Annotated in this window: 23 protein-coding genes, 1 other RNA gene and 2 pseudogenes; 8 read left to right on the top strand and 18 right to left on the bottom strand. The window is 38.5% G+C overall.

Translation table 11 applies throughout. From position 1 onward, the window contains the following. Positions 1–109: 109 nt before the first annotated feature. Positions 110–1,591, top strand: coding sequence for a methyl-accepting chemotaxis protein (locus tag V7149_RS02645; RefSeq protein WP_335344112.1), 1,482 nt, complete (start codon positions 110–112; stop codon positions 1,589–1,591). 44 nt (positions 1,592–1,635) lie between these two features. Here the strand turns inward: V7149_RS02645 and V7149_RS02640 are convergent, their stop codons facing one another. From V7149_RS02640 to spoIIIAA, 8 genes are read right to left on the bottom strand one after another with little or no spacing between them, the layout of a single operon-like run. After that, positions 1,636–2,184 carry a SpoIIIAH-like family protein gene (locus tag V7149_RS02640; RefSeq protein WP_335344111.1) on the bottom strand — a complete coding sequence of 183 codons (549 nt, stop codon included), beginning with the start codon at positions 2,182–2,184 and terminating at the stop codon, positions 1,636–1,638. Next, positions 2,181–2,852, bottom strand: coding sequence for a stage III sporulation protein AG (gene spoIIIAG / locus V7149_RS02635; protein WP_335344110.1), 672 nt, complete (start codon positions 2,850–2,852; stop codon positions 2,181–2,183). Before spoIIIAG ends, V7149_RS02640 begins: the two co-directional genes overlap by 4 nt. Continuing rightward, positions 2,845–3,474 (bottom strand): stage III sporulation protein AF, encoded by a 630-nt coding sequence (gene spoIIIAF, locus V7149_RS02630; protein ID WP_335344109.1) that lies wholly within the window; start codon positions 3,472–3,474, stop codon positions 2,845–2,847. The genes spoIIIAG and spoIIIAF overlap by 8 nt, the downstream gene beginning before the upstream one ends. 12 nt (positions 3,475–3,486) lie before the next feature. Further along, on the bottom strand, positions 3,487–4,686 hold the full coding sequence (gene spoIIIAE / locus V7149_RS02625) for a stage III sporulation protein AE (protein ID WP_335344108.1): 1,200 nt from the start codon (positions 4,684–4,686) through the stop codon (positions 3,487–3,489). Between the two features lie 38 nt (positions 4,687–4,724). Continuing rightward, the gene (spoIIIAD, locus tag V7149_RS02620) at positions 4,725–5,105 is read right to left on the bottom strand and encodes a stage III sporulation protein AD (RefSeq protein WP_335344107.1); all 381 of its coding nucleotides are present in this window, start codon (positions 5,103–5,105) and stop codon (positions 4,725–4,727) included. A gap of 23 nt (positions 5,106–5,128) precedes the next feature. Further along, positions 5,129–5,335 carry a stage III sporulation protein AC gene (spoIIIAC, locus tag V7149_RS02615; protein ID WP_009794945.1) on the bottom strand — a complete coding sequence of 69 codons (207 nt, stop codon included), beginning with the start codon at positions 5,333–5,335 and terminating at the stop codon, positions 5,129–5,131. 60 nt (positions 5,336–5,395) lie between these two features. Then, positions 5,396–5,911: a stage III sporulation protein SpoIIIAB gene (spoIIIAB, locus tag V7149_RS02610; RefSeq protein ID WP_335344106.1), complete on the bottom strand. Its 516-nt coding sequence runs from the start codon at positions 5,909–5,911 to the stop codon at positions 5,396–5,398. After that, the gene (spoIIIAA, locus tag V7149_RS02605; RefSeq protein ID WP_335344105.1) at positions 5,912–6,838 is read right to left on the bottom strand and encodes a stage III sporulation protein AA; all 927 of its coding nucleotides are present in this window, start codon (positions 6,836–6,838) and stop codon (positions 5,912–5,914) included. 392 nt (positions 6,839–7,230) lie between these two features. Between spoIIIAA and V7149_RS02600 the strand changes: the two genes are divergently transcribed. Next, complete coding sequence (locus V7149_RS02600) at positions 7,231–8,628, top strand: alkaline phosphatase (RefSeq protein WP_335344104.1); 1,398 nt, start codon at positions 7,231–7,233, stop codon at positions 8,626–8,628. 81 nt (positions 8,629–8,709) lie between these two features. Further along, positions 8,710–9,387 (top strand): SIMPL domain-containing protein, encoded by a 678-nt coding sequence (locus tag V7149_RS02595; RefSeq protein WP_335344103.1) that lies wholly within the window; start codon positions 8,710–8,712, stop codon positions 9,385–9,387. Between the two features lie 45 nt (positions 9,388–9,432). On the opposite strand, the gene ssrS is transcribed toward V7149_RS02595, so the two are convergent. From ssrS to V7149_RS02575, 4 genes are all read right to left on the bottom strand, one after another. Further along, positions 9,433–9,614, bottom strand: a non-coding RNA gene (ssrS, locus tag V7149_RS02590) — 6S RNA. 96 nt (positions 9,615–9,710) lie between these two features. Then, positions 9,711–10,268 (bottom strand): elongation factor P, encoded by a 558-nt coding sequence (gene efp / locus V7149_RS02585; protein WP_335344102.1) that lies wholly within the window; start codon positions 10,266–10,268, stop codon positions 9,711–9,713. A 77-nt stretch (positions 10,269–10,345) separates the two neighbouring features. Next, the gene (locus V7149_RS02580; RefSeq protein WP_335344101.1) at positions 10,346–11,407 is read right to left on the bottom strand and encodes a M24 family metallopeptidase; all 1,062 of its coding nucleotides are present in this window, start codon (positions 11,405–11,407) and stop codon (positions 10,346–10,348) included. 163 nt (positions 11,408–11,570) lie between these two features. Continuing rightward, positions 11,571–12,083 (bottom strand): YqhR family membrane protein, encoded by a 513-nt coding sequence (locus V7149_RS02575; protein WP_335344100.1) that lies wholly within the window; start codon positions 12,081–12,083, stop codon positions 11,571–11,573. Positions 12,084–12,402: 319 nt separating this feature from the next. Between V7149_RS02575 and V7149_RS02570 the strand changes: the two genes are divergently transcribed. Together V7149_RS02570 and V7149_RS02565 are read left to right on the top strand one after the other, a co-directional pair. Beyond that, a complete protein-coding gene (locus tag V7149_RS02570) occupies positions 12,403–13,347 on the top strand; it encodes a DUF1385 domain-containing protein (RefSeq protein WP_335344099.1) in 945 nt (314 codons plus the stop codon). A gap of 67 nt (positions 13,348–13,414) precedes the next feature. After that, positions 13,415–13,795, top strand: coding sequence for an SA1362 family protein (locus V7149_RS02565; RefSeq protein WP_438824077.1), 381 nt, complete (start codon positions 13,415–13,417; stop codon positions 13,793–13,795). Between the two features lie 22 nt (positions 13,796–13,817). Here the strand turns inward: V7149_RS02565 and V7149_RS02560 are convergent, their stop codons facing one another. The 4 genes and pseudogenes from V7149_RS02560 to V7149_RS02545 all read right to left on the bottom strand — a co-directional run bounded on the left by V7149_RS02560 (position 13,818) and on the right by V7149_RS02545 (position 18,859). Next, positions 13,818–14,702, bottom strand: a complete 885-nt coding sequence (locus V7149_RS02560; protein ID WP_335344097.1) for a patatin-like phospholipase family protein — start codon at positions 14,700–14,702, stop codon at positions 13,818–13,820. 388 nt (positions 14,703–15,090) lie between these two features. Next, positions 15,091–15,693 (bottom strand): annotated as a pseudogene (locus V7149_RS02555) (hypothetical protein); the annotation flags it as partial. Between the two features lie 291 nt (positions 15,694–15,984). Further along, a pseudogene (locus V7149_RS02550) lies at positions 15,985–17,921 on the bottom strand (vitamin B12-dependent ribonucleotide reductase); the annotation flags it as partial. 398 nt (positions 17,922–18,319) lie between these two features. Further along, positions 18,320–18,859 (bottom strand): GbsR/MarR family transcriptional regulator, encoded by a 540-nt coding sequence (locus V7149_RS02545; protein WP_335344096.1) that lies wholly within the window; start codon positions 18,857–18,859, stop codon positions 18,320–18,322. Between the two features lie 270 nt (positions 18,860–19,129). On the opposite strand from V7149_RS02545, the gene V7149_RS02540 reads away from it, so the two are divergent. Genes V7149_RS02540 through V7149_RS02530 form a run of 3 tightly spaced genes read left to right on the top strand, consistent with a single transcriptional unit; the run spans position 19,130 to position 22,178 of the window. Beyond that, on the top strand, positions 19,130–20,431 hold the full coding sequence (locus V7149_RS02540; protein ID WP_335344095.1) for a quaternary amine ABC transporter ATP-binding protein: 1,302 nt from the start codon (positions 19,130–19,132) through the stop codon (positions 20,429–20,431). Next, positions 20,419–21,267 (top strand): ABC transporter permease, encoded by an 849-nt coding sequence (locus V7149_RS02535; RefSeq protein ID WP_335344094.1) that lies wholly within the window; start codon positions 20,419–20,421, stop codon positions 21,265–21,267. Before V7149_RS02540 ends, V7149_RS02535 begins: the two co-directional genes overlap by 13 nt. After that, complete coding sequence (locus tag V7149_RS02530; RefSeq protein WP_335344093.1) at positions 21,267–22,178, top strand: glycine betaine ABC transporter substrate-binding protein; 912 nt, start codon at positions 21,267–21,269, stop codon at positions 22,176–22,178. Before V7149_RS02535 ends, V7149_RS02530 begins: the two co-directional genes overlap by 1 nt. Positions 22,179–22,277: 99 nt before the next feature. On the opposite strand, the gene pdxT is transcribed toward V7149_RS02530, so the two are convergent. Beyond that, positions 22,278–22,874, bottom strand: coding sequence for a pyridoxal 5'-phosphate synthase glutaminase subunit PdxT (pdxT, locus tag V7149_RS02525; protein ID WP_335344092.1), 597 nt, complete (start codon positions 22,872–22,874; stop codon positions 22,278–22,280). A 1-nt stretch (position 22,875) separates the two neighbouring features. Beyond that, positions 22,876–23,763, bottom strand: a complete 888-nt coding sequence (pdxS, locus tag V7149_RS02520; RefSeq protein ID WP_335344091.1) for a pyridoxal 5'-phosphate synthase lyase subunit PdxS — start codon at positions 23,761–23,763, stop codon at positions 22,876–22,878. Positions 23,764–23,799: the final 36 nt, after the last annotated feature.

The raw sequence follows: 23,799 nt of genomic DNA, 5'->3' as shown, positions 1-23,799 counted from the left end.
CATATTTTCTAGCGATATGTTAAAAATTCGTGAATTTCCTCAGAGGAATTTCAAATAAAATAGCGAAATAATAATTCAAATGAACTAGGAATAGAGGAGCAGATAGAAAATGAGTTCGATACATGATATAAAAAGAGAAAATTTGATTCGAAAAAATTCCTTAATTATCAAAGCAGCCTTAGTATGTGTCGTTCTTGCTGCCATTGTCGATATTGTGATGAAGAAGGATTTGGCAGTCATTCTTTCCATTATTATCGCCGGTGGAGCAGGAGTCGGGATCGTTTCTTCCATGCATTATTTTAAAAAAGGAATATCCCTCATTCCATATTTATCTATTCTAATAGTTTCAATCGTTATATTTGTCATAATGGAAAATAGTGTATCCCCGACAGCCTATTTTTTAATTTATTTAGTTGTTGCCATGGCCGCTATTTATATGCAGCGAATTATCCTTTTGCTTGCTTTTATTCTAGGATTGGCGGTGATAACGGTTTTCACTTATTTACACCACGGTCAACTGCCACTTGAAATGAAAAATTATGTAACTATTTATTTACTCTATTTTCTTGTAACTATTCTGCTTTTTTTCCAGCTAACCTTATCTAATAAACTATCGGAACATATAGTTTCGGCACAAATCGAGACACAATTATTATTAGAAAATAATATTAAAATGAAAAAGACAGTCCAAAACAGTTCAACAGACCTCTTTTCCATGATTGAAAATGTGAAACAAATGAGTAAGGAAAATTATGAGGCAGCAGTAGAGATGAGCCATTCTATTGCAGAAATTTCCTCTGGCATTCAATTCCAAACTGATACTGTCCTTGACATTACCCATTCTCTTGACCGTGCTAATGGTCTAACAGATCGTGCAAGTATGCTTATAGAAAAACTTCATAATGATTCTATTGAAGCTGAGCAAATTACAGAAAAGGGACGGTCTCTCGTTCATCATTTAAGAAAAGATTTAGAGCACTCCTATAATGAGATGCATAAAGTGTATAATGAGATTTCTTCACTAGCGGACCTTGTGAATGAAACTTCCCATTTTTCAGCCAGCATTCGTGCAATAGCAGAGCAAACGAACCTATTGGCACTCAATGCATCCATAGAAGCAGCAAGGGCTGGGGAGAGTGGAAAGGGCTTCGCTGTCGTAGCTGAGGAAGTAAGGAAGCTAGCCGATACAACTGGAAAAACAGCTAAACAAATAACAGACAATCTTAATAGAATTATGATGAATACAGATGAAACGAAAAATAATGTTCAATTAGCAGGAAATAAAGTCAGCAGTAATCTTACACTTTCAGATGAAACCCATGGCGCATTTCTCGATGTGCATCAAAAATTTAGTCATCTAAAAGAGGATATTTCAAATTATGATTCCCTTACAAAAGATATTAATGAATCTTCTAAGTCTATCAGTAAGTCTGTTAACGAGTTTAGTGCTGTGATTGAACAAACTTGTTCAGCCTTACAAGAGCTTTCCGCAACAGTCGGTTTACAGACACAACACCATGAGCATTTAGTTCATGCTGCAGCAAATGCAAATAATTCAATGGAAGAGTTAATTAAGCTACAGGAAAAATAGCGGCGCCCCATGGGTTCCGCTATTTTTGCATCTATCAACGTTATTTACTTTGGAGCTTTAAACTCAACTGTAACTGCTTGAAGACCGCCAATTTCGTTATTTACTTCACGAATAATATCGTTTGCAGCTGAACGGGAAAGTTCCTTCGCTTTTACAGTCACACGGACATTTTTCCCCTCTGCACGTACTAGTACATCTTCGTAGTTCATTGAGCGAATTAACATTTCTAGCATTTCTTCTTTTTTAGCAAGGGCATCAAGCTGGTCAATCTGATCTTTTGCCGCGCTGATTTCCTCGGCAGGAAGCTCGGTATTGCCCATCTTAGCTGATAACTCTTCAATCATTTTACTGCGCTCATCATTAAGCTTCAGGCGTAAAGCTTCAAACATTTCATCACCAGATGCATTGGTAATGACTTGGCTATCGTCTAAATTCTCTGTTGCTGCTGTTTCGTTTGACTGATCAGCTTTTTCAGGCGTATTGGCCAAATTCTGGACATTTTGCTCAGGTGAGGTAATATAATACACCGACAATACTACGACTAAGCTCAACATCGTTAATAACCATACTGTTTGTTTTTTTAATAACATCATGAATCCCCCTTAGTTTTTTTGGGCATTACCGCAACTCTGTGGCTAGGTACATCCAAGACACGGGTTACTGCTTCTATAATCCATTTTTTAACTTGTATATTATCAGCCCCTTTTGCAACGACCAGAACCCCTCTAATTTTAGGTTTCTTTGTTTCTATTACAATTGGAACCTCTTCTTCTCCTCTTCTTGTAATGACTAGCTGCTCTTCATTTGAAATATCCTCGACATTTCTCTTGCCGCCTTCACGGTCGGTTTCGTCTGTAACTTGAGTCTTGCTAGTTCTGTTCTTCTCGAGAATCTTCGCTTCAGTCGCATCAACGTTAACAACTACAGTCGCATCCTCTACACCAATGATGGCATCGAGTGCTTCCTTCAACTGGGCTTCATATGACCTTTCATAAGCAGCAATCATGTCATTGCCTGCCTTCTGCTTCTGGCCAAATGCTGGTACATCCTCTTCCTCTTTCGCTTCCTGCTGATTATTCATGACAGGTATGTTTGCATTTGAAGACTTATCATTAAAGAACATATTGCTAATTAACATAATGGCTGCCCCAAAGAGAAGGACAAGAAGCAAATATTGATACTTCCCAGGCTTTTTATCAGGCTGATCGTCTTTAGAAAGCCATTTTTTCAATAATGTAAAAGGCCCTTTATCTTTATCCATCCTTTTTTAACTTCCCTCCTTCTACTCGAACTTCAATTTTTTCTTCATTCACATTCCATTTTTCTGCTAATAGTAAGGTAATTTTTTCAGTTCCGCTGCTTGGACTGTTCGAAGGAAGAGATTCCCGCGTATTGATTTCAACTTTTTTAACAACTTCAACAGCTTCCTTTTTCTCGTCTTTAGCCTTCAAACGCACTGTTACTTTTTGAAGGTTTTCCGGGAAAGTGTTATCGGCTTTTTCATTAACTTCAACATCAATTCTTGAAATTTCTAATTGATACTGTGCCATCAGCTCCTCTTCCACTAGCTTTTCTAATTGGACAGCCATGTCTTCTAGAATATATGCGTCTTGCCAGGCTTGTATTTCTCTTTTCTTCATTTCAATTGAATTTTCTAAGTTTTTTTCTCCCGGCCCTTCTATAGCTGGTACAGAAGCAAGCACTTTTTCGAAATCATTTGAAATGAGCTTTAAAACTGGTGTTAATATAACGGCAATCAGTAAAAGCCCTGTCACCATTTTTGTATACTTTTGCAGATTTGAATTTGGAAGCAGCATATCGATCACTGTGGCTAATAAGACAAATAAAATAATATTTGTAATCCATTCTTTAATAAATTCCATTTCGCTTACCCCCTACCTGACCATCATCGTCAAGTTTCCAGCTGCAATGATTACAGTGATACTTAAAAAGAACATGAGGGAAACAACGGCTAGTGCAGCAAAAACATAGATGACACTTTTACTGATTATGTCAAGGCAGGAGATAATAGGCCCGCCGCCTAAAGGCTGTAAAATAGCAGCCGCAAATTTATATATAAACGCAATCATGAGAATTTTGATTGCGGGAAATGCGGCAATTAGAATTAGGATGGCAACTCCAGCAATTCCTACTGTATTTTTAAGTAAGACAGAGGCACTAATGACAGTATCTGTAGCATCCGTAAACATTCTGCCGATCACCGGTATGAAATTGCCGGTAATAAATTTAGCCGTCCTAATTGCCACACCATCTGTTACAGCAGCAGATGCTCCTTGAACCGAAATAACGCCCAAGAATACTGTTAAAAACAGACCAAGCAGGGCAATACTCCAATTTCGCAATAAATTTGCGAGCTGAGTGACCTTGTAGTGATCAGACATGACACTGACTATACTGAGCAATGCCGATAGGAACAGTAAAGGCAATACAACATATTGGATTAATAAACCGCTGATATTCATTAAAAATAGAATGACTGGATGGAAAAATGCAGCGGATACAAGCCCTCCCGACGAGGCGATTAATGCGAGCAATAAAGGAATAAGCGCAAGTATAAAGGAAATCATCGTATCAATTGCTTCCTGAGTATAGCTAATGGCTATATGGAAACTGTTTAATGCCAAGATGATTAGAACCATAAATACGATTGCATAAGCAGCCTTGCTAACCGTGCTCTTTTCAAAGGAGTTTTGCAGAGATTGCAGAAACATACTGAATATTGTTAGTAATATTAGTGATCCTAATAGTTTTCCATTGACAATAAATTCATGGAAAATAAATTTCAAGAACCCTGATGACCAGTCTTTAAAGGAAAATTTCTTGTCTCCTTTTAGAAATTCATATAGACTTCCTTTTTGGCTTTCAGGCAAAAAACCTCCATACTCACTGCTGATTTTTTCCCAAAAACTTTTTAATTCATCTATATTGAGAGAATCCAGCTGAGCATTAACAAGTGCTTGCGGACTTACTGTTTTATTTACTTCTTCTGTTTGCGGAGAGGCTTGTACACTTGGTATTAGTAAAAAGAAGAATAGTAGATTGAGAAATAAAATTTTCTGCAGCCGTTGCTCCATCCGTTACACCTCATTTAAGAAAAATGCCGCACATCTATTTAGCTAGGTATCATTTTAATAATCGTTTCAATCATGACAGTTAATATCGGGATTGCCATTGCCAGAATAAGAATTTTTCCTCCTAGTTCAATTTTTGAAGCAATTGCTCCTTGGCCTGCATCCTTTGTAATTTGAGCCGCAAATTCAGCAATATAGGCGATGCCTATAATTTTTAAGATCGTTTCAATATAGATCATGTTCACTTTTGCATTGACTGCAATTCTTTCAATCATGTGAATAATGGCATAGATTTGATCGACTAAAAAAAGAAAAATCGCACAGCCAACAAATACAATGAGCAAAAAAGCAAAGTTTGGCTTTTGTTCCTTTACAATTAATGCAAGAAAGGTTGCTACAAGTGCGACTCCGACTATTTGCATAATTTCAATGGCAAAGACCTCCCTTAGCCCTGAAATAAAAACACCGATTTAATTTTCTGAAATAGGTCATCTACAATGGAGGCAACCATGAACAAAATATAAATAAATCCAAACAGTGTCACCCACTGGGCATATTCCTTTTTTCCAACTTGATCGAGAATGGTATGCAGAAAAGCGACAACAATTCCCACACCCGCAATTTTGAAAATAATATCAACCTCAAGGCCCATCCTTTTCCCTCCTATGAAAATCAAGCAGCATGCTTCGCTCCAAGTACGTGTTTCCGTCATTTACATTAATAAAATGATTAATAACAATCCTGATAGAAATCCTAGACTTTTCACCATCTTTTCATATTTAGCTTGTTTGTCGTAGGCATCATTCTCTTCTCGTTCTAAGTGTGATAATGTCAGCATGATTTGCTTTTGCTGCGACTTTCGATCATGGCGGCCTAATGTTTCTCCAAATTGTTTCATTATTTCAAATTCGCCTTGTTTCAAAGCGGTCTTCTTCCAAATTTCCTTTAAGCTTTGTTCCCATGCATCCCTTACCGTTGTTTCAGTATTTGTAAGTTTTATTGCGAAATTTTCAAAGAACCAGGATAATGGCTTTGCCGATTGAACCGAGAGTCTCCTTGCCGCTTCATGCAATGGAGTATGCCCATACATAATTTCAGCTTCTAAAGACTGTAAGGCTGATTTCAACTGCCTAAGCTGGCGAGGCCGTTCATGCAGATGCCTAGATGCTTCAAAACCCGCCCATGTCGTGGCAACGATAATCAAGACGGCACCAATTAATTTCATCATTTAGGTCACTCTCACTTCATTTATAATCCCTTTTCCATTCCCATCCTTTAAGCCAGCTACAGTTCCAGGGCCATTTTTTCTATTTAACTCAATAAACCGCTGAAATATTCCCATCTCTAGGACAGGCCTCATCGTGGGCCTCTTTCGTATTTCTTCTAATGAGTTACCGTGTGTAGTCATGATGAGCTTAATTCCTGCATTCACAGCCTCCATGATTGCTTCTGCATCTTCTTTTCTCCCGATTTCATCAACGATGAGTACTTCAGGACTCATTGAACGAATCATCATCATCATGCCCTCCACTTTTGGGCAAGCATCCAAAACGTCTATTCGCGGACCGAATGTCATTTGAGGAATGCCATTCACGCTTCCGGCAATTTCAGATCGCTCATCAATAATTCCAACCTTGTAGGCTGCAAACCGATTATTTTTGTCGCCGCTTGAAATAATTCTTGCAATATCACGAAGCAATGTTGTTTTTCCCGTTTGCGGCGGTCCAATGATCATCGTATGAAGCCAAGAGCCATTTTCTAGCAAGTTCGTAATCAATTTATCTGCTATCCCAATTTGTTCTCTTGCAATACGGATATTAAAGGAAGAAATATCTCTTATAGCCTTTACACTCCCATTCTCTAGGATGACTTTTCCCGCTAAACCGACCCGATGTCCGCCCTCAATCGTGATATAACCCCTGCGTAATTCTTCCTCAAGGGTATAAATAGAAAAATGGCTAATCTTATTTAACAAATTCAGGGCATCCTCTTGCTTTACAACATAGGGCAGAAATTGTGGTTTTCCTTTAATCGTTAATTCAAGCGGGCGATTAATTCGTACACGTATCTCTTCCAATTCATTTAAATGTGGAGGTGAAATATGCATCATTTTTTCAGAAATATTTTTCGGTAAAAAAGCTAGAATCGTTTCCAATGCGCTGATCCTCCTATATGGCTTTTCCTAGTCGGATGCTCTCCACTTATCCTGTCTAGCTTCGAGCACCATCGGCTCGAGGTCATAAGCCAATCCATCAAGAAGGTTAAAGGACAACCTTCTCGCTGGCTTGTCTTATGCTTGAGGCCGGCAGGATGCGGGTTATGCAGACGTTGCCACAGGACGTGGCGTTTTTAGTCTGCGTTCCTACTTAGCGGGTGCTCTCCGCTTTTCTATTTGGACTAGCATGTTTCTATTTAAAATGTATGCCTGCGTTGAAACATTATGACTTTGATTTAATGTGTTGTACTTTATTTAATCTTTTTATCTGAGTATTAAGTGCTGATTTCACAAAAAATAAAAGAAATGATCCAAAAGGAGACAAAAGAATAATGAGAAAAAATATATTTAGCCTTTTTCTAACTATTATCGTGATCGGACTGAGTTTTCACTCTAATAGTTATGCAGGAAGAAGTGAGCATCCTATAGTCAGGGAAATAGATTCCGCCCCAAAAAATGTCATTTTCTTAATTGGGGATGGGATGGGGATAGGGCAAATTGAGGTTGCCAGACAAATGGAATATGGGAAAGACGGTCGGCTTTTTCTTGAATCCCTTCCATTTGTTTCTCTTGTCCATACGTCTTCATATAATAATGCCGTTACTGATTCGGCTGCCGGGGGAACCGCTTTAGCTATTGGGAAAAAGACAAATAATGGAATGATCGGTGTAACAGCAAATGGGAATGAATCTGACAGTATTCTTGATGTATTTAAGAATCATGGAAAGAAAACAGGTGTGATCTCTACTAATACAGTTACAGATGCAACACCAGCAGCGTTTACTGCCAGTGTCAAAAACCGTTGGACTGGCCAAGATGAGATTGCTCACCAGCAGCTTAAAAATGAAGTAGATGTTTTGTTAGGTGGAGGGGCTGATTTCTTTCGGGCAGACCACCAAAATGGAAGGGATTTGATAAAAGAGGCTATTCATGAAGGGTATACTTTTGTTTCTAATCGTGATGAATTATTAGCAGCGAAAGGCATGAGAATGCTTGGTTTATTCAATCCTTCTTATATGAGTTTTAAATTAGATCGAAAATTTTTAACCAGCCAAGAACCAAACTTAAAAGAAATGACTGCAAAAGCGATTGAATTTTTAGCTAAAGAAGAAAAGGGTTTTTTTCTAATGTCTGAAGGAGCACGCATTGATCATGCCTCACATGCAGCAGATTTAACAAGTGTCTGGAAGGAAGTCATTGAATTTGACGATGCTGTGAAATATGCCGTGAATTGGGCAAGAAAGGAAGGAAACACACTCGTCCTCGTTGTTGCTGACCATGAAACAATGGGTATTTCTGCGACAGAGCCGCTAAACATTGAAGGGCTTAAAGAAGTGAAGGCCACACCTGAATATATGGTTAGTAAGTTTATCAGAAAAACTAATTCATTGGAGTTTGAAGCGAATAGTGTTCAAAACACGGTAAAAAAATATGCAAATATCGAATTAACTGCTAATGAAATTACTCAGTTGAATGATAGGGTAAGGAATGTACAAGGAGTTGTTTATCCTCAGCATCAGGCAGCTTGGGTATTAGGAAGTATAATAGCTAAACATTACCATGCGGGAATCGTTGACTCATCCATACGGTCCATAAGTTCCACAGGAGGTCATACCGCCAATCCAGTCCCGCTATTTGCATTTGGAAAGGGTGCAGAGGTTTTTAATGGTGTGCTAGATAATACGGATATCCCTAAGAAAATTGCTGAATTAATGGGATATGAATGGTGAGTAAAAAATATTGTTCGAATGTTCTATTTCCTATAGCCGTATATATTTACAAATCCCAATATACGGAAAGCGAGGGAAAAAATGATGTATTATCAACAGCCATCCTTTAGAACACCTCCTGCCGGTGGAAGAAAGAAAAATATCATCAGAGTTTCCGGCATAGGAAAGGTAACTGCGGCGCCAAATCGAGCAGAAATCACATTAGGTGTTTCGACAGAAGATATTCAATTAGAGAAAGCTCAAAACGATAATGCTGCCACAATAGGTAACATAAAAACCGCCATAAATTCAATAGGCATTCACGATGAGCAAATACGAACGGTGAATTATTCCATTTTTCCACAATATGATTATATAGAAGGTAAACAAACCTTCAGAGGTTACAGAGTAGAACATCTCCTGCTTATTACGATTGGTGATATGGAGAAGGCGGGATTAGTCGTTGATACGGCAGTAAAAAATGGAGCCAATATTATCACAGGCATTAAATTTTCTGTAAGTAATCCAATCCAATATGAACAACAGGCATTAGCTATTGCTGTTATCAATTCTTTTCAAAAGGCTGAAGCGATTGCAAAAACCTTAGGAGTTCAACTGAATAATACCCCTATTTTAATAACGGAAATGGGGCTGCAGCGCGGAGAACCTTTTCCGATTCATACAGCCGCTTTCGTTAAAAGTGAAGTTGCCACGGCAATTCAGCCAGGCACATTAGAAATGAGCAGTGAGATTTTAGCTGAATATTCTTACCTTCCATAAACATAAAAAAGCAATAACCGAGTGGTTATTGCTTAAGTATCCATATGTATAGCCGCCTTTGCCGCCGATTTATATGGAGTTTCATACCTGCTCCTCCAGGTGGGTGTCCGCAATTACTGCCAAAACGTCCTCTCATTGGAGGCATGTTTTTCAAGTAATGGTATTGAACTCCCTTAAAAAATATAAAGGTTGAAAACTTCATATACAAGCGTACAACGCAGCTTCTATATACTTATAATACGTAATATGGACGAAAACTTCAAGTGGAAATCATTTACAGCATAGGGCCATTAATAGGAATGACCCCTTTCAGATTCATTTATTTACGCCCTAGATACGTATGAGCCTTCATCTGTATTGATAATTAATTTATCACCTTGGTTGATGAAGAAAGGCACTTGAACGATAAGGCCCGTTTCAAGCTTCGCCGGCTTAGAACCGCCAGAAGCTGTATCCCCTTTAATACCTGGCTCTGTCTCGATTACTTCCAACTCAACTGTATTTGGAAGCTCCACTCCTAAAGTTTCAGTATTATACATCAAAATATGAACTTCCATGTTTTCTTTAAGAAATTTCAATTCATACTCAATGGCAGATGCCGGTAATTCAATTTGATCATATGATTCATTGTCCATAAAAACATGCTGGTCCCCATTAGCATATAGGTATTGCATTTTTCTATTATCAATTTGTGCTTTTGCAACTTTTTCACCCGCACGGAACGTTTTTTCCTGAACATTTCCATTACGAAGATTACGCAGTTTTGAACGTACGAAAGCTGCACCTTTCCCTGGTTTTACGTGTTGGAAATCCATTACACGCCAAATTCCGTTATCTACCTCGATCGTTAAGCCTGTACGAAAATCATTAACAGAAATCATTAAAAAATCCTCCTAATTGTCTAACATGTCTTTGCTAGCTCATTCGCCAAAAAGGGCGTACTTTAAAGCTATTTACATTATAAAATGATTAGTTCTTTTGTTGAATGAGTGAGCGATTCATTATGGTCTTTTGTAATAACCGTATCGTCTTCAATCCGAACTCCGCCAAGTCCAGGGATATATATGCCCGGCTCCACAGTTACGACCATACCAGGTTCTAGAATAACATCTGATTTAAAGGAAAGTGTTGGTCCTTCATGAACTTCCAGTCCAATCCCATGGCCAGTGGAGTGACCGAAGTTTTCCCCGTAACCCTTTTCAGTAATATAATCGCGTGTAAGAGCATCTGCTTCTTTTCCGCTCATTCCAGGCTTAATGCCATTCATACCTCGTAATTGTGCTTGAAGAACAATATCATAAATCTCTTTAAGCTTGGCGTCAGGCTCTCCAACTGCTAGAGTTCGAGTGATATCTGAAATATATCCATTATAATAAGCACCAAAATCTAATGTAACGAAATCGCCTTTTTCAATTACTTTGTCACTAGCTCGTCCATGCGGAAGTGCAGATCGGTAGCCGGAAGCAACGATAATATCAAAAGAAGATGAAGCAGCGCCAGCTTTTCTCATAAAGAACTCTAATTCATTCGACACATCAAGCTCCGTTATACCGGGACGAATGAATTCAAGAATATGTTTATATGCAGCATCCGCTATATCAGCTGCTGCCTTTAATATCTTAATCTCTGCCTCACTCTTAATCAAGCGTAACTTTTCAATTTCGCCAGATACAGGTACTAATTCTGTATCTACTGCCTTTTCATATGCTTTGTAAGCAGAAAAAGTTAAATGGTCCTGTTCAAAGCCAAGCTTTTTAATGCCTAGTTTCTTTGCTTGTTCAGCTACCTCATCAGGGATGGAGCCTGCATGTTTTACAATTTCATAGCCTTCACATTCCGCAGAAGCCTGCTCAATATAACGGAAATCAGTAATGAATTGTGCATTTTCCCCGCTGATCAGGACTACACCTGCAGAACCGGTAAAGTTTGTCATATATCGGCGATTATACTCACTTGTGATCAGCATACCATCAATGCCTAATCGTTCGAGAACCGATCGAAGTTTCTGAAGCTTTTCCATTTTTTCTTCTCCCCCTAAGTAAGCTGAATATCCCTATTTTCTAATAGTAAATGTACAGCTGAATAATTCACCAAGAACATTCTATCACAATTGAATTTATTTTAACTACCATGAAAAACCAAATTCGTTTAATCATTCACCTTTTCATATAGGATGATAGCCATTAGGATTTCGCCTCATTTTCCCTGCTTTCTTTATATTTCACTTCGCCCTCTTCATAAGATATCGAATATCCGACAAATACACCATATAATACATATAAACATATAGATGTAATAATCGTATTCCTCTTAAGTTCATGGAAAGGGCTTATCCCAGGAAAAATAGGATTTAGCACAAAAAAAACTAGCAGAAAAAGAACAATTCCATAAAAAACCCCTACCCAAATACTAGGCATCCTTCTTAGCAGGGCATAATAGATAAGTGCTGCTACAATAGAGATCACACCTATTATCAGAAGGGAAATGACTGTTCCGAGCCAGCTATCCTTCCAATCTCCAATTGTCCATGGATCTAATATGACCTTCGGGTGTATTTCTGTTAAATTAATAAAGTGAACAAAATAACCAATCCCGCTCCAAAGTATCCCTCCAATTAGTCCTGTTAATATAACCATCGTCAAGAAAGACATCGGCTTTTCACTTTGATTTTGATCAGTTTGTTTATCTTCTGCCATATTTTCCACCTCCATTTATATTATGTCCCTATGCCATTATTCACTTGCATGTCAAAATGAATTAAGGCTCCCTGCTTGATTAAATATATCTTCCTAAAAAAGTTAAATTATTTAAGATCAAATATTTAGTCATTCCTAGAGGTTTTTTTGGATTTCTAGTAGAATAAAGATAGGTACATACAGCTTTAGACGTATTCACATTTTGAACAAGGTTTTTCAAGCATACTTTATGTTTTGAACTAATAAGGTGATTTTGAAATGCACCCTTGTTTATTTAGCTGTTAAATTCCGAGTTCAAATTAGGTTGGTGCAATTACACATGTCAAAAAATCAAAAGCCTGTATACGGAGGTCAAGCAGTTGTAGAAGGAGTCATGTTTGGTGGAAAGCATCATTATGTCACTGCTGTCCGTCGCAAAGACGACTCTATAGAATATTTCGAGCTTCCCCGCAAATCGAATTCTTCCTTACAATTAATCAAAAAAATCCCATTTCTTCGAGGGATTGTTGCCATTATTGAGGCAAGCGCAAATGGCTCCAAGCATTTAAACTTTTCAACTGAAAGATATGATTTGGATCCAAGCGATGATGAAAAATTGAATGAACAAGAAGGCTCTAAATTAACTATGTGGCTAGGTGTAGCCGCGGTTGGTGTTCTTTCCTTTCTTTTCGGAAAGTTTATCTTTACTCTTGTTCCTGTTTTCTTAGCAGAGTTGACTAAGCCTATTTTCCCCGGACATTTTGCTCAAATCCTAGTAGAAGGCTTTTTTAAACTGCTGTTACTGCTTGCCTATATATACTTTGTGTCATTAACCCCTATCATCAAAAGGGTGTTTCAATACCATGGTGCAGAGCATAAAGTAATTAATGCTTTTGAAAACGGAAAAGAGCTAACAGTTGAAAATGTTCAAGCCCAATCAAGACTGCATTACCGCTGTGGAAGCAGCTTCATATTATTCACAGTTATTATTGGGGTTTTTGTATATTTACTCGTACCAACTGAACCATTATATGTACGTGTCCTCAACCGTCTTGCTCTTATTCCTGTAGTACTCGGCATTTCATTCGAGGTTCTGCAATTGACGAACAAAGTCAGAAATGTCCCAGTATTGAAATATTTGGGAATTCCAGGTCTTTGGCTGCAGCTTCTCACAACAAAGGAGCCAAAAGACGATCAAGTAGAGGTAGCGATTTTATCGTTTGAAAAATTATTAGAAAAAGAAAAGGCTTCAGAAGCACAATTAAAAACAGAAGAAATCGTTTAATTTTTTAATTTTCGTAAGTTTAAAAGAATGGAAAAATGCTCATCATGCTCATAGGGAGGTGGCTTTCTTGAAAAATCGGATTACACTATTGATTATCTCTGGTCTCGTTCTCCTAGCTGTTTTAGGAATAACAACCAGCATGATTACAGATCCTGCCGGTTTTTTGCGGAGAATAGCTGTCATTTTATTAGTTGGTGCTATCGTGTTTTACATCTTTCAACGTTTTAATAGAGCTAGCCCTAAGAAACAAGAGCAGCGAGCATTTATTCGAGCAGCAAAGAAATCAAAGAAACGTTTTCATAAGCCCGATGCTGGAAAGGGTAGCAGCAGCCGCAAGGCAAACTCCGGTTCTTTAACTTCCATTAAAAGGACTAGAAAAAAATCTTCAACACATTTAACTGTTATTGAAGGAAAAAAAGGCAAAAAGAAAGATCGAGCTTCGCTTTAACTGGCTCGATCTTTTTATTTTACTAATAACTCCATTGTGAGAAGAATTGCTTTGTACACTTTTTACCTAAATCAACAAGTTGTTGCTTTTTCTCAGGGGTTAAATGAAATTCAGTCGTTAATACTCCTTCTGTCGGGATAAAAATAATATTACTAGCATGTTTTCTAGAAATATATCGAGAGTCATGAGCCTCTTTCATTGTCTCAAACAAAGCTTCAAACATTTGAATCGCATTTCGGATTTTATGCTGGGGATGTTCACTAATACTATGGCTTAATTGAACACCTAACACTGGCCGTACTTTATTGACATTATCATTATCAAATAAGAACATTGGAAAGTTGCTTAATACACCGCCATCCACGATGATATTTGCGTTACGTTTAGTATATAGCTTTACTGGTTCGAAAAAATATGGAAGGCTGCAGCTCATGCGGATCGCTTTTGCAACAGAAAATGCCCCCGGGTCAATCCCATACTTAATTAAGTCATCAGGCAATACGATAAGTTGACCATTCGTTAAATCTGACGCTATGACACGCAACGCTTGTGGAGGAAGATCCGAAAAATCCCTTACTCCCTTGGCCGCAAGCTTTTCAGCCAACCATTTCTCAAGCTCATCGCCTTTATATAAGCCTAGACGCCAAAAAAGAAAAATCCATTTTGTAACGGCAAAAGGAAGATACGTCTTTCGTGGATCAAGAAATTTTTTCAGTTGTAATTCATCAAGCATTTCGTAAATCTCTTTACTTGAATAATTAGCCGCAATTAAAGACGCTATGATAGATCCGGCACTTGTACCTGCCAGTCTTTTAAAGCGGAAACCCCTCTTTTCGATTTCTTCATAGGCACCGATTAGCGCAAAACCTTTAATGCCTCCTCCTGAAAAAACACCATCTATATACATGGCAGCCACCCCTGTCGATGTATTAATACATTTTTAATCGATGGCTTATGAAATTAGTACGGGGGACAAAATGTATTTTTCAAATACCAGCAATTAATAAGCAAAAATTGGATTAAGCTTCAGACAGTTGAGAAAATAATAAAACAATGCCTACCAAGTTGTCTATCAAAAATGAAAGGACACCCGTGCCGTTATTCATGAAAATAACGGATTTATTGTCCGCATTAATTTCTTCAATTGCCACTGTTAATTGAAAAAGGACATAAAAAAGGAGGTACTAAATCTGATGCGATTTGTACCCCCGAAATTGATTCCATATAAGGCTTATCCCCTTTGGGCCGGAACCCATTAAGATAAGTTTTTATCCTTTATTTGCATTAATTTATTATTATAAACCGCACTTTAATTGGGCATTGCAGTTCGTACAAGTATTACATCCACCGATTTCTTCTACATTACCTTTACGGCATACTGGGCAAGTGTTTCCTACTTCTGAGCCAATGACGTTTGTTGAACGAAGATCATTGATGGTGTCAACAAGCACAACATGCTGCTTCGTTTTTTCTTTTTTCCCGAAGCTCGTTTCTTCAAAGCTGTTTTCTTCAGCCTTCAACGTTAGAACCTGTGAATCACGAGAACCATCAACGTATACAGTTCCACCTTTTGCTCCACCGCGATACAGGCGCTCATACACTTTTTCAACCTGCTCTACGCTGTAGCCTTTTGGTGCATTAACGGTTTTACTAATAGAGCTATCAATCCAGCGTTGGATAATACATTGCACATCCGCATGTGCTTCAGGTGCTAAATCCATCGCTGCTATAAACCAATCTGGCAGATTATTTGGATCTGCTTGACTGTTTTTATCTAAATACTCTTGAACGATATCAGCTTTTACTTCAATGAATTTTCCGAGACGACCGCTTCTGAAGTAAGAGAATGAGAAGTAAGGTTCAAGTCCTGTTGATACACCAACCATTGTTCCTGTGCTCACAATTGTTACTCTCTATTTCTAGAGGGCAGGATTATTATTACCTGCTCCATATGTCGCCATATGGGTCAGACTATATCATCAACCATTTGAAATGGTTGCTCGGCATGTAGTCGTTGAGGGGTCAGCCACGACTTCCCTGCGGATTGCCTGGTAGACAATTGAGTCAACACTTTTGCATTTTTACCTAATTGTTCGCTGGCAAGGCGAGGTAGCAAAAGATACGCCAGGGTTTCCCGCATATAGCCAAGTTTACGCTACGTTTTTACAAATGTAGGGGGCAACATGTTTACCCGTAGGAGCAACGGTTAGCAAATGAGAATTACGAATACCATTTTCAAGGATAGCTTCTCGGATATCCTCAGGCATTTTCTGCATGAATCCTGTCTCAGTAAAGGCTTTTCGCAATCTATTTGTTTCATTTTCTGTTTCAGCAGTTAAGAATGGGAAGCTTCCCTTTTCTTTTGCGAGTTCTACAGAAGCACGGTATGCTGTTGTCGCAATTGTTTCGAATACTTTATCGACAAGCTCATTGCCTTTTTCAGAACCATATTCAGTCTCACAATAAATTAATAAGTCATGAAGACCCATTACACCAAGACCAACACGGCGCTCGCCAAGGGCTTGCTTTTTATTGTCTTCTAAGAAGTATGGCGTGGCATTAATGACATTATCCTGCATTCTGACTCCAACTTCGACTGTTCGCTTTAACTTTTCAAAATTAACTGTTTTATTGTCTTTATCCGCCATTTCAGCTAAATTGACAGCGGCTAAATTACAAACACTATACGGTGCGAGAGGCTGCTCTCCGCATGGGTTTGTTGCTACTACCTTCTGTCCATACGCTTTAGCATTCGTCATGTCGTTAGCATTGTCGATGAAGAAAATTCCTGGCTCTGCTGAGTAAGTAGCGCAAATATTAATTAAGTTCCAAAGCTCTTTCGCTTTGATTTTGCGGTAAACTCGTACCTTATGACCAAGCTTTTCCCATTCACGAACATCTCCAACTTTATGCCATTCTTCATTATAAATGCTCATTTCCTCTTTATCATAAGCTTCTACATCTGGGAAGCGAAGTTCATATTCAGCATCATTCTCAACCGCATCCATGAATTCCTTTGTTAAACATACAGAAATGTTGGCTCCTGTAAGGAATTCAGAATTATGAACAGAATAATTACCGCCCATTTCAAGCTTATCTTCTGCATCATGAATAATTTTCTCGCTGAATCCACCATATCCAGGAATATTTTTATAATTAATTATTCCTTGGTACATAGCAATCTCTTGCTCAGTGAAAGGAGTAAATTTCAGTTTTTCTTTCGCATATTTTTTGATCATTTCATCATTTGTCGTTTCAAGAAGGAATCTTAAGATTCTTGGGTTTTGCATTTTTGAAATGATAAATTCAATAATGTCAGGATGCCAATCCGCCAGCATAATCATTTGCGCACCGCGTCGCGACCCACCTTGCTCTACAAGATGCGTCAGTTTAGCAATATCATCCAGCCAAGATACTGACCCAGATGATTTACCATTCACGCCCTTTGCCAGTGTATTGCGTGGTCTTAATGTTGAACCATTCGTTCCAACCCCGCCTCCTCGGCTCATGATTTCCATCACCTGCTTGCGGTGCTCGGAAATGCCTTCACGGGAATCAGCGACAAACGGCATAACGTAACAATTAAAATACGTTACATCCGTATCCGCTCCCGCTCCGTAAAGAACACGGCCAGCTGGAATAAAATTCAAGCTAGAAAGCTCTTGATAGAACTTTTCGAACCATTCTTGCCTTTTTTCTTCTGTTGCCTCAACAGAAGCTAAGCCAGTTGCGTTACGTTTCGCAATTTGCTCATAAAAAAGCTCTAGCGGTTTTTCAATGACATCTAGAGATTTCTTGATGAGTCCTGTTTTTACTTNNCTCGATAGTCTTCTTCCACTAGAACTGTTGCAGCTTTGTTTTCCCAATCAATATCTACAATGTAACCGAGCCCTCTGGCAGGGAATTTTGGATCTTCTTTGATGGTGAGTACGACAAAGTCCCCATTAGTTAAGGTGATTTTTTCCGTATCCTTAAATGTATACCTATCAAGCATAACTAAACGGGAGACCCCTTTGTGGGTCATTTTCATATCAGAGGTGATAGGATGAACTTGAGGAAATAATCGAATGTCCTGGTTTAAACGATCAATATTTAAACTCATTTTTTGTCCTAATGCTACAGACATTTTTACAACTCCTTCAAAATATGATATTCAATTTTTTAATATGAAACTAGGATTTGGCAGATTCTAGTTGTTTTTATTAATACACTTAAGGTATCATATCAAAAATCTAAAATCAATAAATAAATCTATATATAGTAGTGAAAATATTTCTTGCACTACTACATATTGTGTTTGATTCACGTTTATTTTTTTTTGTCAAAATCAAAAAAAACTAGAATCGGGAGAAAATAAAAGATAATCCTAGTTAATAGACAGATTTAGACAAAATTTAATATATTTCGCGGCTTGCATTTATTCTGCACAAAAAAAAGCATGTCCTGAGCAAACCACTACAATTGGTTATCTCCACAAAAACAAGGATGACTCAAAGTTAAAGAGTCACCCTCTGCATTCTCTGTTTATTTCTCTTCATCCTTAGGAATAAAATCAAAAATCTTCCCGGAATCAAAACTGTCAACTAGTCGATTTAGCCATTCATAATAGCGAAGTGCATCCTTCAATTTCTCCATATCAATTCTGGCAGCCATACGAATTTCCTCATCTGTTTCCTCAGAGTTAACTAATGACTCAAGCTCTCTTAATGATTTTTTCATGGCTGACACATTCATTGAAATTCCTGCCCTCCATTTAATCGTAAAAAAGTCGGTGAAGGTTTGATACCAATCTTCCTCCGCTTGATATAGATCCTTTCTAATTCCCTTTTTCCAAATCTTTTCTACCATCTTAAGCTCAAGCAGCGTTCTTACAGAAGTACTCATACTTGTTTTGCTCATACCGAGTTCTTCTTTCATTTCATCTAGAGTCAATGGCTGATCGTGAAAATACAACATTCCATATAATCGCCCAACCGAATCGGTAACACCGTATAAGTTCATATTCATAGCAATCGTTTCAATAACACGCTCACGTGCGTGCTCAAGCTGTTCTTTTCCATTCATGTAAACATTCACATCCATAAATGTAAATTTATTTTATTTGTATTTGAAAAACCTTATTTTTGAAAATTGGCTGATCATTTTATAGATTAACATGTTTTTTTTGAAAGTAAAGCTGCTTTTGATTATGGAAATGGCAGTAAATGAAAGGGATTGTAAGGAAACGCTAATTACAGTACGTTCAGTTTTAACTGTACAAACTTTACGGATTAATATGAAAGAATATCGACTTTGCCCTTTAGTTGCTAAAACTTATACAATTAAAAAGTCTTAATGCTCGGCGTGAATATAAACGAGGTGAATGATTTGAGTGATAAAAACGCGAAATTAAGTGTGAGAAATGTAACAAAAATATTCGGAAGGAATGGAAGAAAAGCATTACAGCTTCTAAATGAAGGAAACAGCAAAAGTGAAATTCTAAAAAAGACCGGTGCGACAGTAGGTGTAAACAAGGCAAATTTTCATGTTTATACCGGAGAAATCTTTGTCATTATGGGACTTTCAGGAAGCGGTAAATCCACATTAGTTCGTATGCTTAACCGGCTTATTGACCCATCTGTTGGCGAAGTATTGATTGACGGAAAAGATATTACGAAAATGAAAAAAGACGAGCTAAGGGAAGTTCGCCGAAAAAAAATAAGTATGGTTTTTCAGAAATTTGCCTTATTACCCCATCGGACTGTGCTAGAAAATACGGAGTACGGTTTAGAAATTCAAGGGGTAAATAAGGAGCAAAGGAAACAAAAGGCATTAACTGCTTTAAAACTTGTAAATCTTGAAGGATATGAAAACCAATTTCCTGATCAGTTAAGTGGGGGAATGCAGCTGCGTGTCGGGTTAGCAAGAGCGCTCGCTAACGATCCGGATATTTTATTAATGGACGAAGCCTTTAGCGCATTGGATCCATTAATTCGGAAGGACATGCAAGATGAATTAACAGAGCTTCAATCAAAAATGGAAAAAACGATTGTATTTATTACCCATGATTTAGATGAGGCCCTTAGAATCGGCGATCGCATTGCGTTAATGAAAGACGGGGAAATTGTTCAAATCGGCACTCCCGAAGAAATATTAATGAATCCTTCAAACAAGTATGTTGAACGCTTTGTCGAAGATGTAGACTTGTCTAAAGTATTGACTGCAAACCATGTTATGAAAAGAGCAGAAACCGTACAAATCGACAAAGGTCCTCGAGTTGCTTTGCAAATGATGAGGGAGCTCGGAATTTCTAGTATATACGCAGTAGATAAGAAAAAATCTCTCCTTGGAGTAATTCATGCAGCCGATGCAAAATCAGCTGCTGAGCATAGTAAAACCTTGTTTAACATCCTCGATAAAAAGGTGCAAAAGGTTGCAGGAGATACATTATTAGCAAACTTGTTTGATAAAGTATCGACTGCAACGATTCCAGTTGCTGTTGTAGATGAAAATGACCGCCTTCAAGGCATACTTGTCCGTGGTGCAGTAATCGGCGCCCTAGCTGGGAATAATGACGTAATCAATGATTTTGAAAAAGCAAAAGAGGAAGCGGCTGTAAGTCAAACCGATAAAGGGGTGATCAAATGGAAAGCGTAATGCCAAAACTGCCGATTGCAAAATGGATGGATCAATTTGTTGATTGGCTGACAATTACCTTCGAAGTAGCCTTCGATGGCATTTCTACAGTCCTTGAAAGTGTTGTTGATGGCCTAGTTGCAGGCTTAAGTTTTATTCCATTCTATCTATTTATGATTCTATTAGCATTAATAGCCTGGAAGCTATCATCAAAAGGAATGGCACTGTTTACTTTTATTGGCTTGTTCCTCATCTATAATTTAGGCTACTGGGAACCGATGCTTGAAACACTCGCGTTAGTATTAGCAGCTGTATTTCTATCCGTTCTAATCGGGGTTCCTGCGGGAATTTGGGCTTCTCAAAGTAAACGGGTGAAAAAGATTGTTACACCGATGTTAGATTTTATGCAAACAATGCCTGCTTTCGTCTATTTAATTCCGGCTATCTTCTTCTTTAATATTGGTGTTGTTCCAGGTGTTGTTGCATCCGTTATTTTCGCTATGCCGCCAACGATAAGATTAACGATACTCGGCATTCAACAAGTCCCTGCTGATATTATTGAAGCAACTGAAAGCTTCGGCTCTACGACAAGTCAGCGCCTCATCAAAGTTCAGCTCCCGCTTGCCATGCCTACGATTATGGCAGGGATTAACCAAAGCATTATGCTTGCGTTATCAATGGTCGTCATCGCATCGATGGTAGGTGCACCAGGACTAGGTGCTGATGTGTATCGTGCTGTTACACAAATTCAAATCGGTAAAGGTTTTGAGGCTGGTCTAGCGATCGTGGTTATTGCCATAATCCTCGACCGGATTACCCAAAATATAGGAATGAAAAAACAAGGGGGAAATATGTAATGAAGAAAAAATGGATGTCTGCACTAATGATTCCTGTCCTCGCATTAGGACTTGCTGCTTGCAGTTCAGATGAAGCAGGTAATAACGGAGATAAGGCCGAAAAAGGAGCTTCTAATCAATCTGTAGGTGACAGCGTTGATTACAAGATCATCGGGATTGATCCAGGTGCTGGAATCATGAAAGCAACAGAAGCTGCTGTTAAGGAATATGAGCTAAATGACTGGGATGTCGTTGAAGGTTCAGGTGCCGCAATGACTGCTGCATTAAAAAAAGCCTATGCCAAGGAAGAGCCAATCATTATCACTGGCTGGACTCCACATTGGAAATTCTCTAAATTTGATTTAAAATATTTAGAGGATCCTAAAGGTGTATACGGTGGCGAAGAGAATATTCATACAATTGCACGTTTAGGGCTTGCTGATGATTACCCATCAGCCTACAAGTTTCTTGACCAATTCAATTGGACTTCAGAAGAAATGGCTGACGTAATGGTAAAAGTAACAGATGGTGAAGATCCGGAAAAGGCTGCTAAAGCTTGGGTTGAAGCAAATGCTGATAAAGTGAGCGAATGGACTGAAGGCGTAGATAAGGTAGATGGTGACAAAATTACACTTGGTTATGTAGCTTGGGACAGTGAAATTGCTAGTACTAACGTAATCTCAACCGTGTTAACAGACCTCGGATACGAAGTCACACTTCGACAAATCGAAGCAGGCCCACTATGGGCTGGTGTTGCTGACGGAAGCCTAGACGCAAGTGTCGCTGCCTGGCTGCCTGTCACACATGCTGATTACAATGAAAAATTCGATGGCAAATTCGAAGACTTAGGTCCGAATATGGAAGGGACAAAAATTGGGCTAGTCGTTCCCGCTTATATGGAAATCGATTCTATTGAAGATTTGAAAAAATAATCGTAAAAAAAGACAATNNATTGTCTTTTTTTACGATTCTTAACACATTTCACGTTCCCGCTCTGTCAGCGGTTTTTCAAGAAATGAGTCCTCTTTAATTTATCCAACTTGTACTTCTTTTTGCTTCTGACTCTCTACCATATTAACGAATATTTGAAGAAAACGAGTATCAGAAGTTAACTCTGGATGGAAAGCACAAGCAAGAACATTCCCTTCTCTTGCCGCAACAATTCTCTCATCATATTTTGCTAAAACCTCTACATTTTCACCGGTACTTTCAATAAATGGTGCACGAATAAAAACAGCCTTATAAGGATCGTCAATACCAGCTATATTAAGATTTGCTTCAAAGCTAGCAACTTGCCGGCCAAACGCATTTCTTTTTACAGTAATATCCATGATTTGCAGGTGGGATTCCTCTGAACCAACAAGTTTCTTCGCAACTAATACCATTCCAGCACAAGTTCCAAAAATGGGTTTTCCGGCCGTATAGAATTCTTTTAATGGATCGAAAAAATTGTAGCGGTCGATAAGATTTCGCATAGTTGTACTCTCACCGCCAGGGAGAATCAGTCCATTAATTCGTTCAAGCTGTTCTGGTTTCTTTACAACAACAGCCTTTAATCCCAAGGTTTCAATTTGTTTTACATGCTCCGCAACGGCACCCTGCAGTCCTAAAACCCCGATTGTTGTCATATTACCAGCCACGCTCCTGCATTCTGTCTTCAAGAGACAGCTTGGAAATATCAATTCCTTTCATTGCAGCTCCTAGCTCTTTAGAAAGCTTCCCAATTAAATCGTAATCAGTGTAATAAGTTGTAGCTTGAACAATGGCACTTGCAAATTTTTCAGGATTTTCGGATTTAAAGATACCTGAACCAACAAACACTCCATCAGCACCAAGCTCCATCATTAATGCAGCATCAGCAGGAGTAGCAATACCACCAGCAGCAAAGTTAACAACTGGCAGCTTTCCTAGTTCTTTAATTTGCTTTAAAATTTCAAAAGACGCACCAAGAACTTTTGCTTCTGTCATTAATTCATCATTACTCATCACAGAAATTTTGCGAACCTGCGCATTTACTTTACGCATATGTCGAACCGCTTCCACAATATTACCTGTACCAGGCTCACCTTTAGTACGCAGCATTGCTGCACCCTCGCCAATACGGCGTGCAGCTTCTCCAAGATCACGGCAGCCACAAACAAACGGTACAGTGAAATCACTCTTCAATAAATGGAACTCTTCGTCTGCAGGCGTTAATACTTCACTTTCGTCAATGTAGTCAACACCCATAGCTTCTAATACTCTTGCCTCCACAATATGACCAATACGAGCTTTAGCCATTACTGGGATGGATACTGCATTCATTACTTCTTCAACAATTCGAGGGTCTGCCATTCTTGCAACCCCTCCCGCAGCGCGGATATCAGAAGGCACTCTTTCCAATGCCATTACAGCCACAGCACCTGCCGCTTCCGCTACTCTTGCTTGCTCTGCGTTGACAACATCCATAATAACGCCGCCTTTTTGCATTTGAGCCATGCCTCTTTTTACAGTTTCAGTTCCTAATAATTTTTCCATACTTCACACTCCATCTCATTAACTATTGTATTTTAC

Source organism: Bacillus sp. JJ1503, from assembly GCF_036965125.1.
In the GTDB taxonomy this organism is placed as follows: domain Bacteria; phylum Bacillota; class Bacilli; order Bacillales; family Cytobacillaceae; genus Cytobacillus.
This window is presented reverse-complemented; position numbering and strand designations above follow the sequence as displayed.

What these genes read in the sequence shown, in the direction of transcription:
- pdxT (WP_335344092.1), bottom strand. Translation starts at nt 22,874, where the DNA reads ATGACAACAATCGGGGTTTTAGGACTGCAGGGTGCCGTTGCGGAGCAT.
- V7149_RS02570 (WP_335344099.1), top strand. Translation starts at nt 12,403, where the DNA reads ATGTCAAAAAATCAAAAGCCTGTATACGGAGGTCAAGCAGTTGTAGAA.
- efp (WP_335344102.1), bottom strand. Translation starts at nt 10,268, where the DNA reads ATGATTTCTGTTAATGATTTTCGTACAGGCTTAACGATCGAGGTAGAT.
- V7149_RS02540 (WP_335344095.1), top strand. Translation starts at nt 19,130, where the DNA reads ATGCTCGGCGTGAATATAAACGAGGTGAATGATTTGAGTGATAAAAAC.
- V7149_RS02545 (WP_335344096.1), bottom strand. Translation starts at nt 18,859, where the DNA reads ATGAATGGAAAAGAACAGCTTGAGCACGCACGTGAGCGTGTTATTGAA.
- V7149_RS02600 (WP_335344104.1), top strand. Translation starts at nt 7,231, where the DNA reads ATGAGAAAAAATATATTTAGCCTTTTTCTAACTATTATCGTGATCGGA.
- V7149_RS02595 (WP_335344103.1), top strand. Translation starts at nt 8,710, where the DNA reads ATGATGTATTATCAACAGCCATCCTTTAGAACACCTCCTGCCGGTGGA.
- spoIIIAD (WP_335344107.1), bottom strand. Translation starts at nt 5,105, where the DNA reads ATGCAAATAGTCGGAGTCGCACTTGTAGCAACCTTTCTTGCATTAATT.
- V7149_RS02640 (WP_335344111.1), bottom strand. Translation starts at nt 2,184, where the DNA reads ATGATGTTATTAAAAAAACAAACAGTATGGTTATTAACGATGTTGAGC.
- spoIIIAB (WP_335344106.1), bottom strand. Translation starts at nt 5,911, where the DNA reads ATGATGAAATTAATTGGTGCCGTCTTGATTATCGTTGCCACGACATGG.
- spoIIIAC (WP_009794945.1), bottom strand. Translation starts at nt 5,335, where the DNA reads ATGGGCCTTGAGGTTGATATTATTTTCAAAATTGCGGGTGTGGGAATT.
- pdxS (WP_335344091.1), bottom strand. Translation starts at nt 23,763, where the DNA reads ATGGAAAAATTATTAGGAACTGAAACTGTAAAAAGAGGCATGGCTCAA.
- V7149_RS02580 (WP_335344101.1), bottom strand. Translation starts at nt 11,407, where the DNA reads ATGGAAAAGCTTCAGAAACTTCGATCGGTTCTCGAACGATTAGGCATT.
- V7149_RS02535 (WP_335344094.1), top strand. Translation starts at nt 20,419, where the DNA reads ATGGAAAGCGTAATGCCAAAACTGCCGATTGCAAAATGGATGGATCAA.
- spoIIIAF (WP_335344109.1), bottom strand. Translation starts at nt 3,474, where the DNA reads ATGGAATTTATTAAAGAATGGATTACAAATATTATTTTATTTGTCTTA.
- V7149_RS02530 (WP_335344093.1), top strand. Translation starts at nt 21,267, where the DNA reads ATGAAGAAAAAATGGATGTCTGCACTAATGATTCCTGTCCTCGCATTA.
- spoIIIAG (WP_335344110.1), bottom strand. Translation starts at nt 2,852, where the DNA reads ATGGATAAAGATAAAGGGCCTTTTACATTATTGAAAAAATGGCTTTCT.
- V7149_RS02645 (WP_335344112.1), top strand. Translation starts at nt 110, where the DNA reads ATGAGTTCGATACATGATATAAAAAGAGAAAATTTGATTCGAAAAAAT.
- spoIIIAE (WP_335344108.1), bottom strand. Translation starts at nt 4,686, where the DNA reads ATGGAGCAACGGCTGCAGAAAATTTTATTTCTCAATCTACTATTCTTC.
- V7149_RS02575 (WP_335344100.1), bottom strand. Translation starts at nt 12,083, where the DNA reads ATGGCAGAAGATAAACAAACTGATCAAAATCAAAGTGAAAAGCCGATG.
- V7149_RS02560 (WP_335344097.1), bottom strand. Translation starts at nt 14,702, where the DNA reads ATGTATATAGATGGTGTTTTTTCAGGAGGAGGCATTAAAGGTTTTGCG.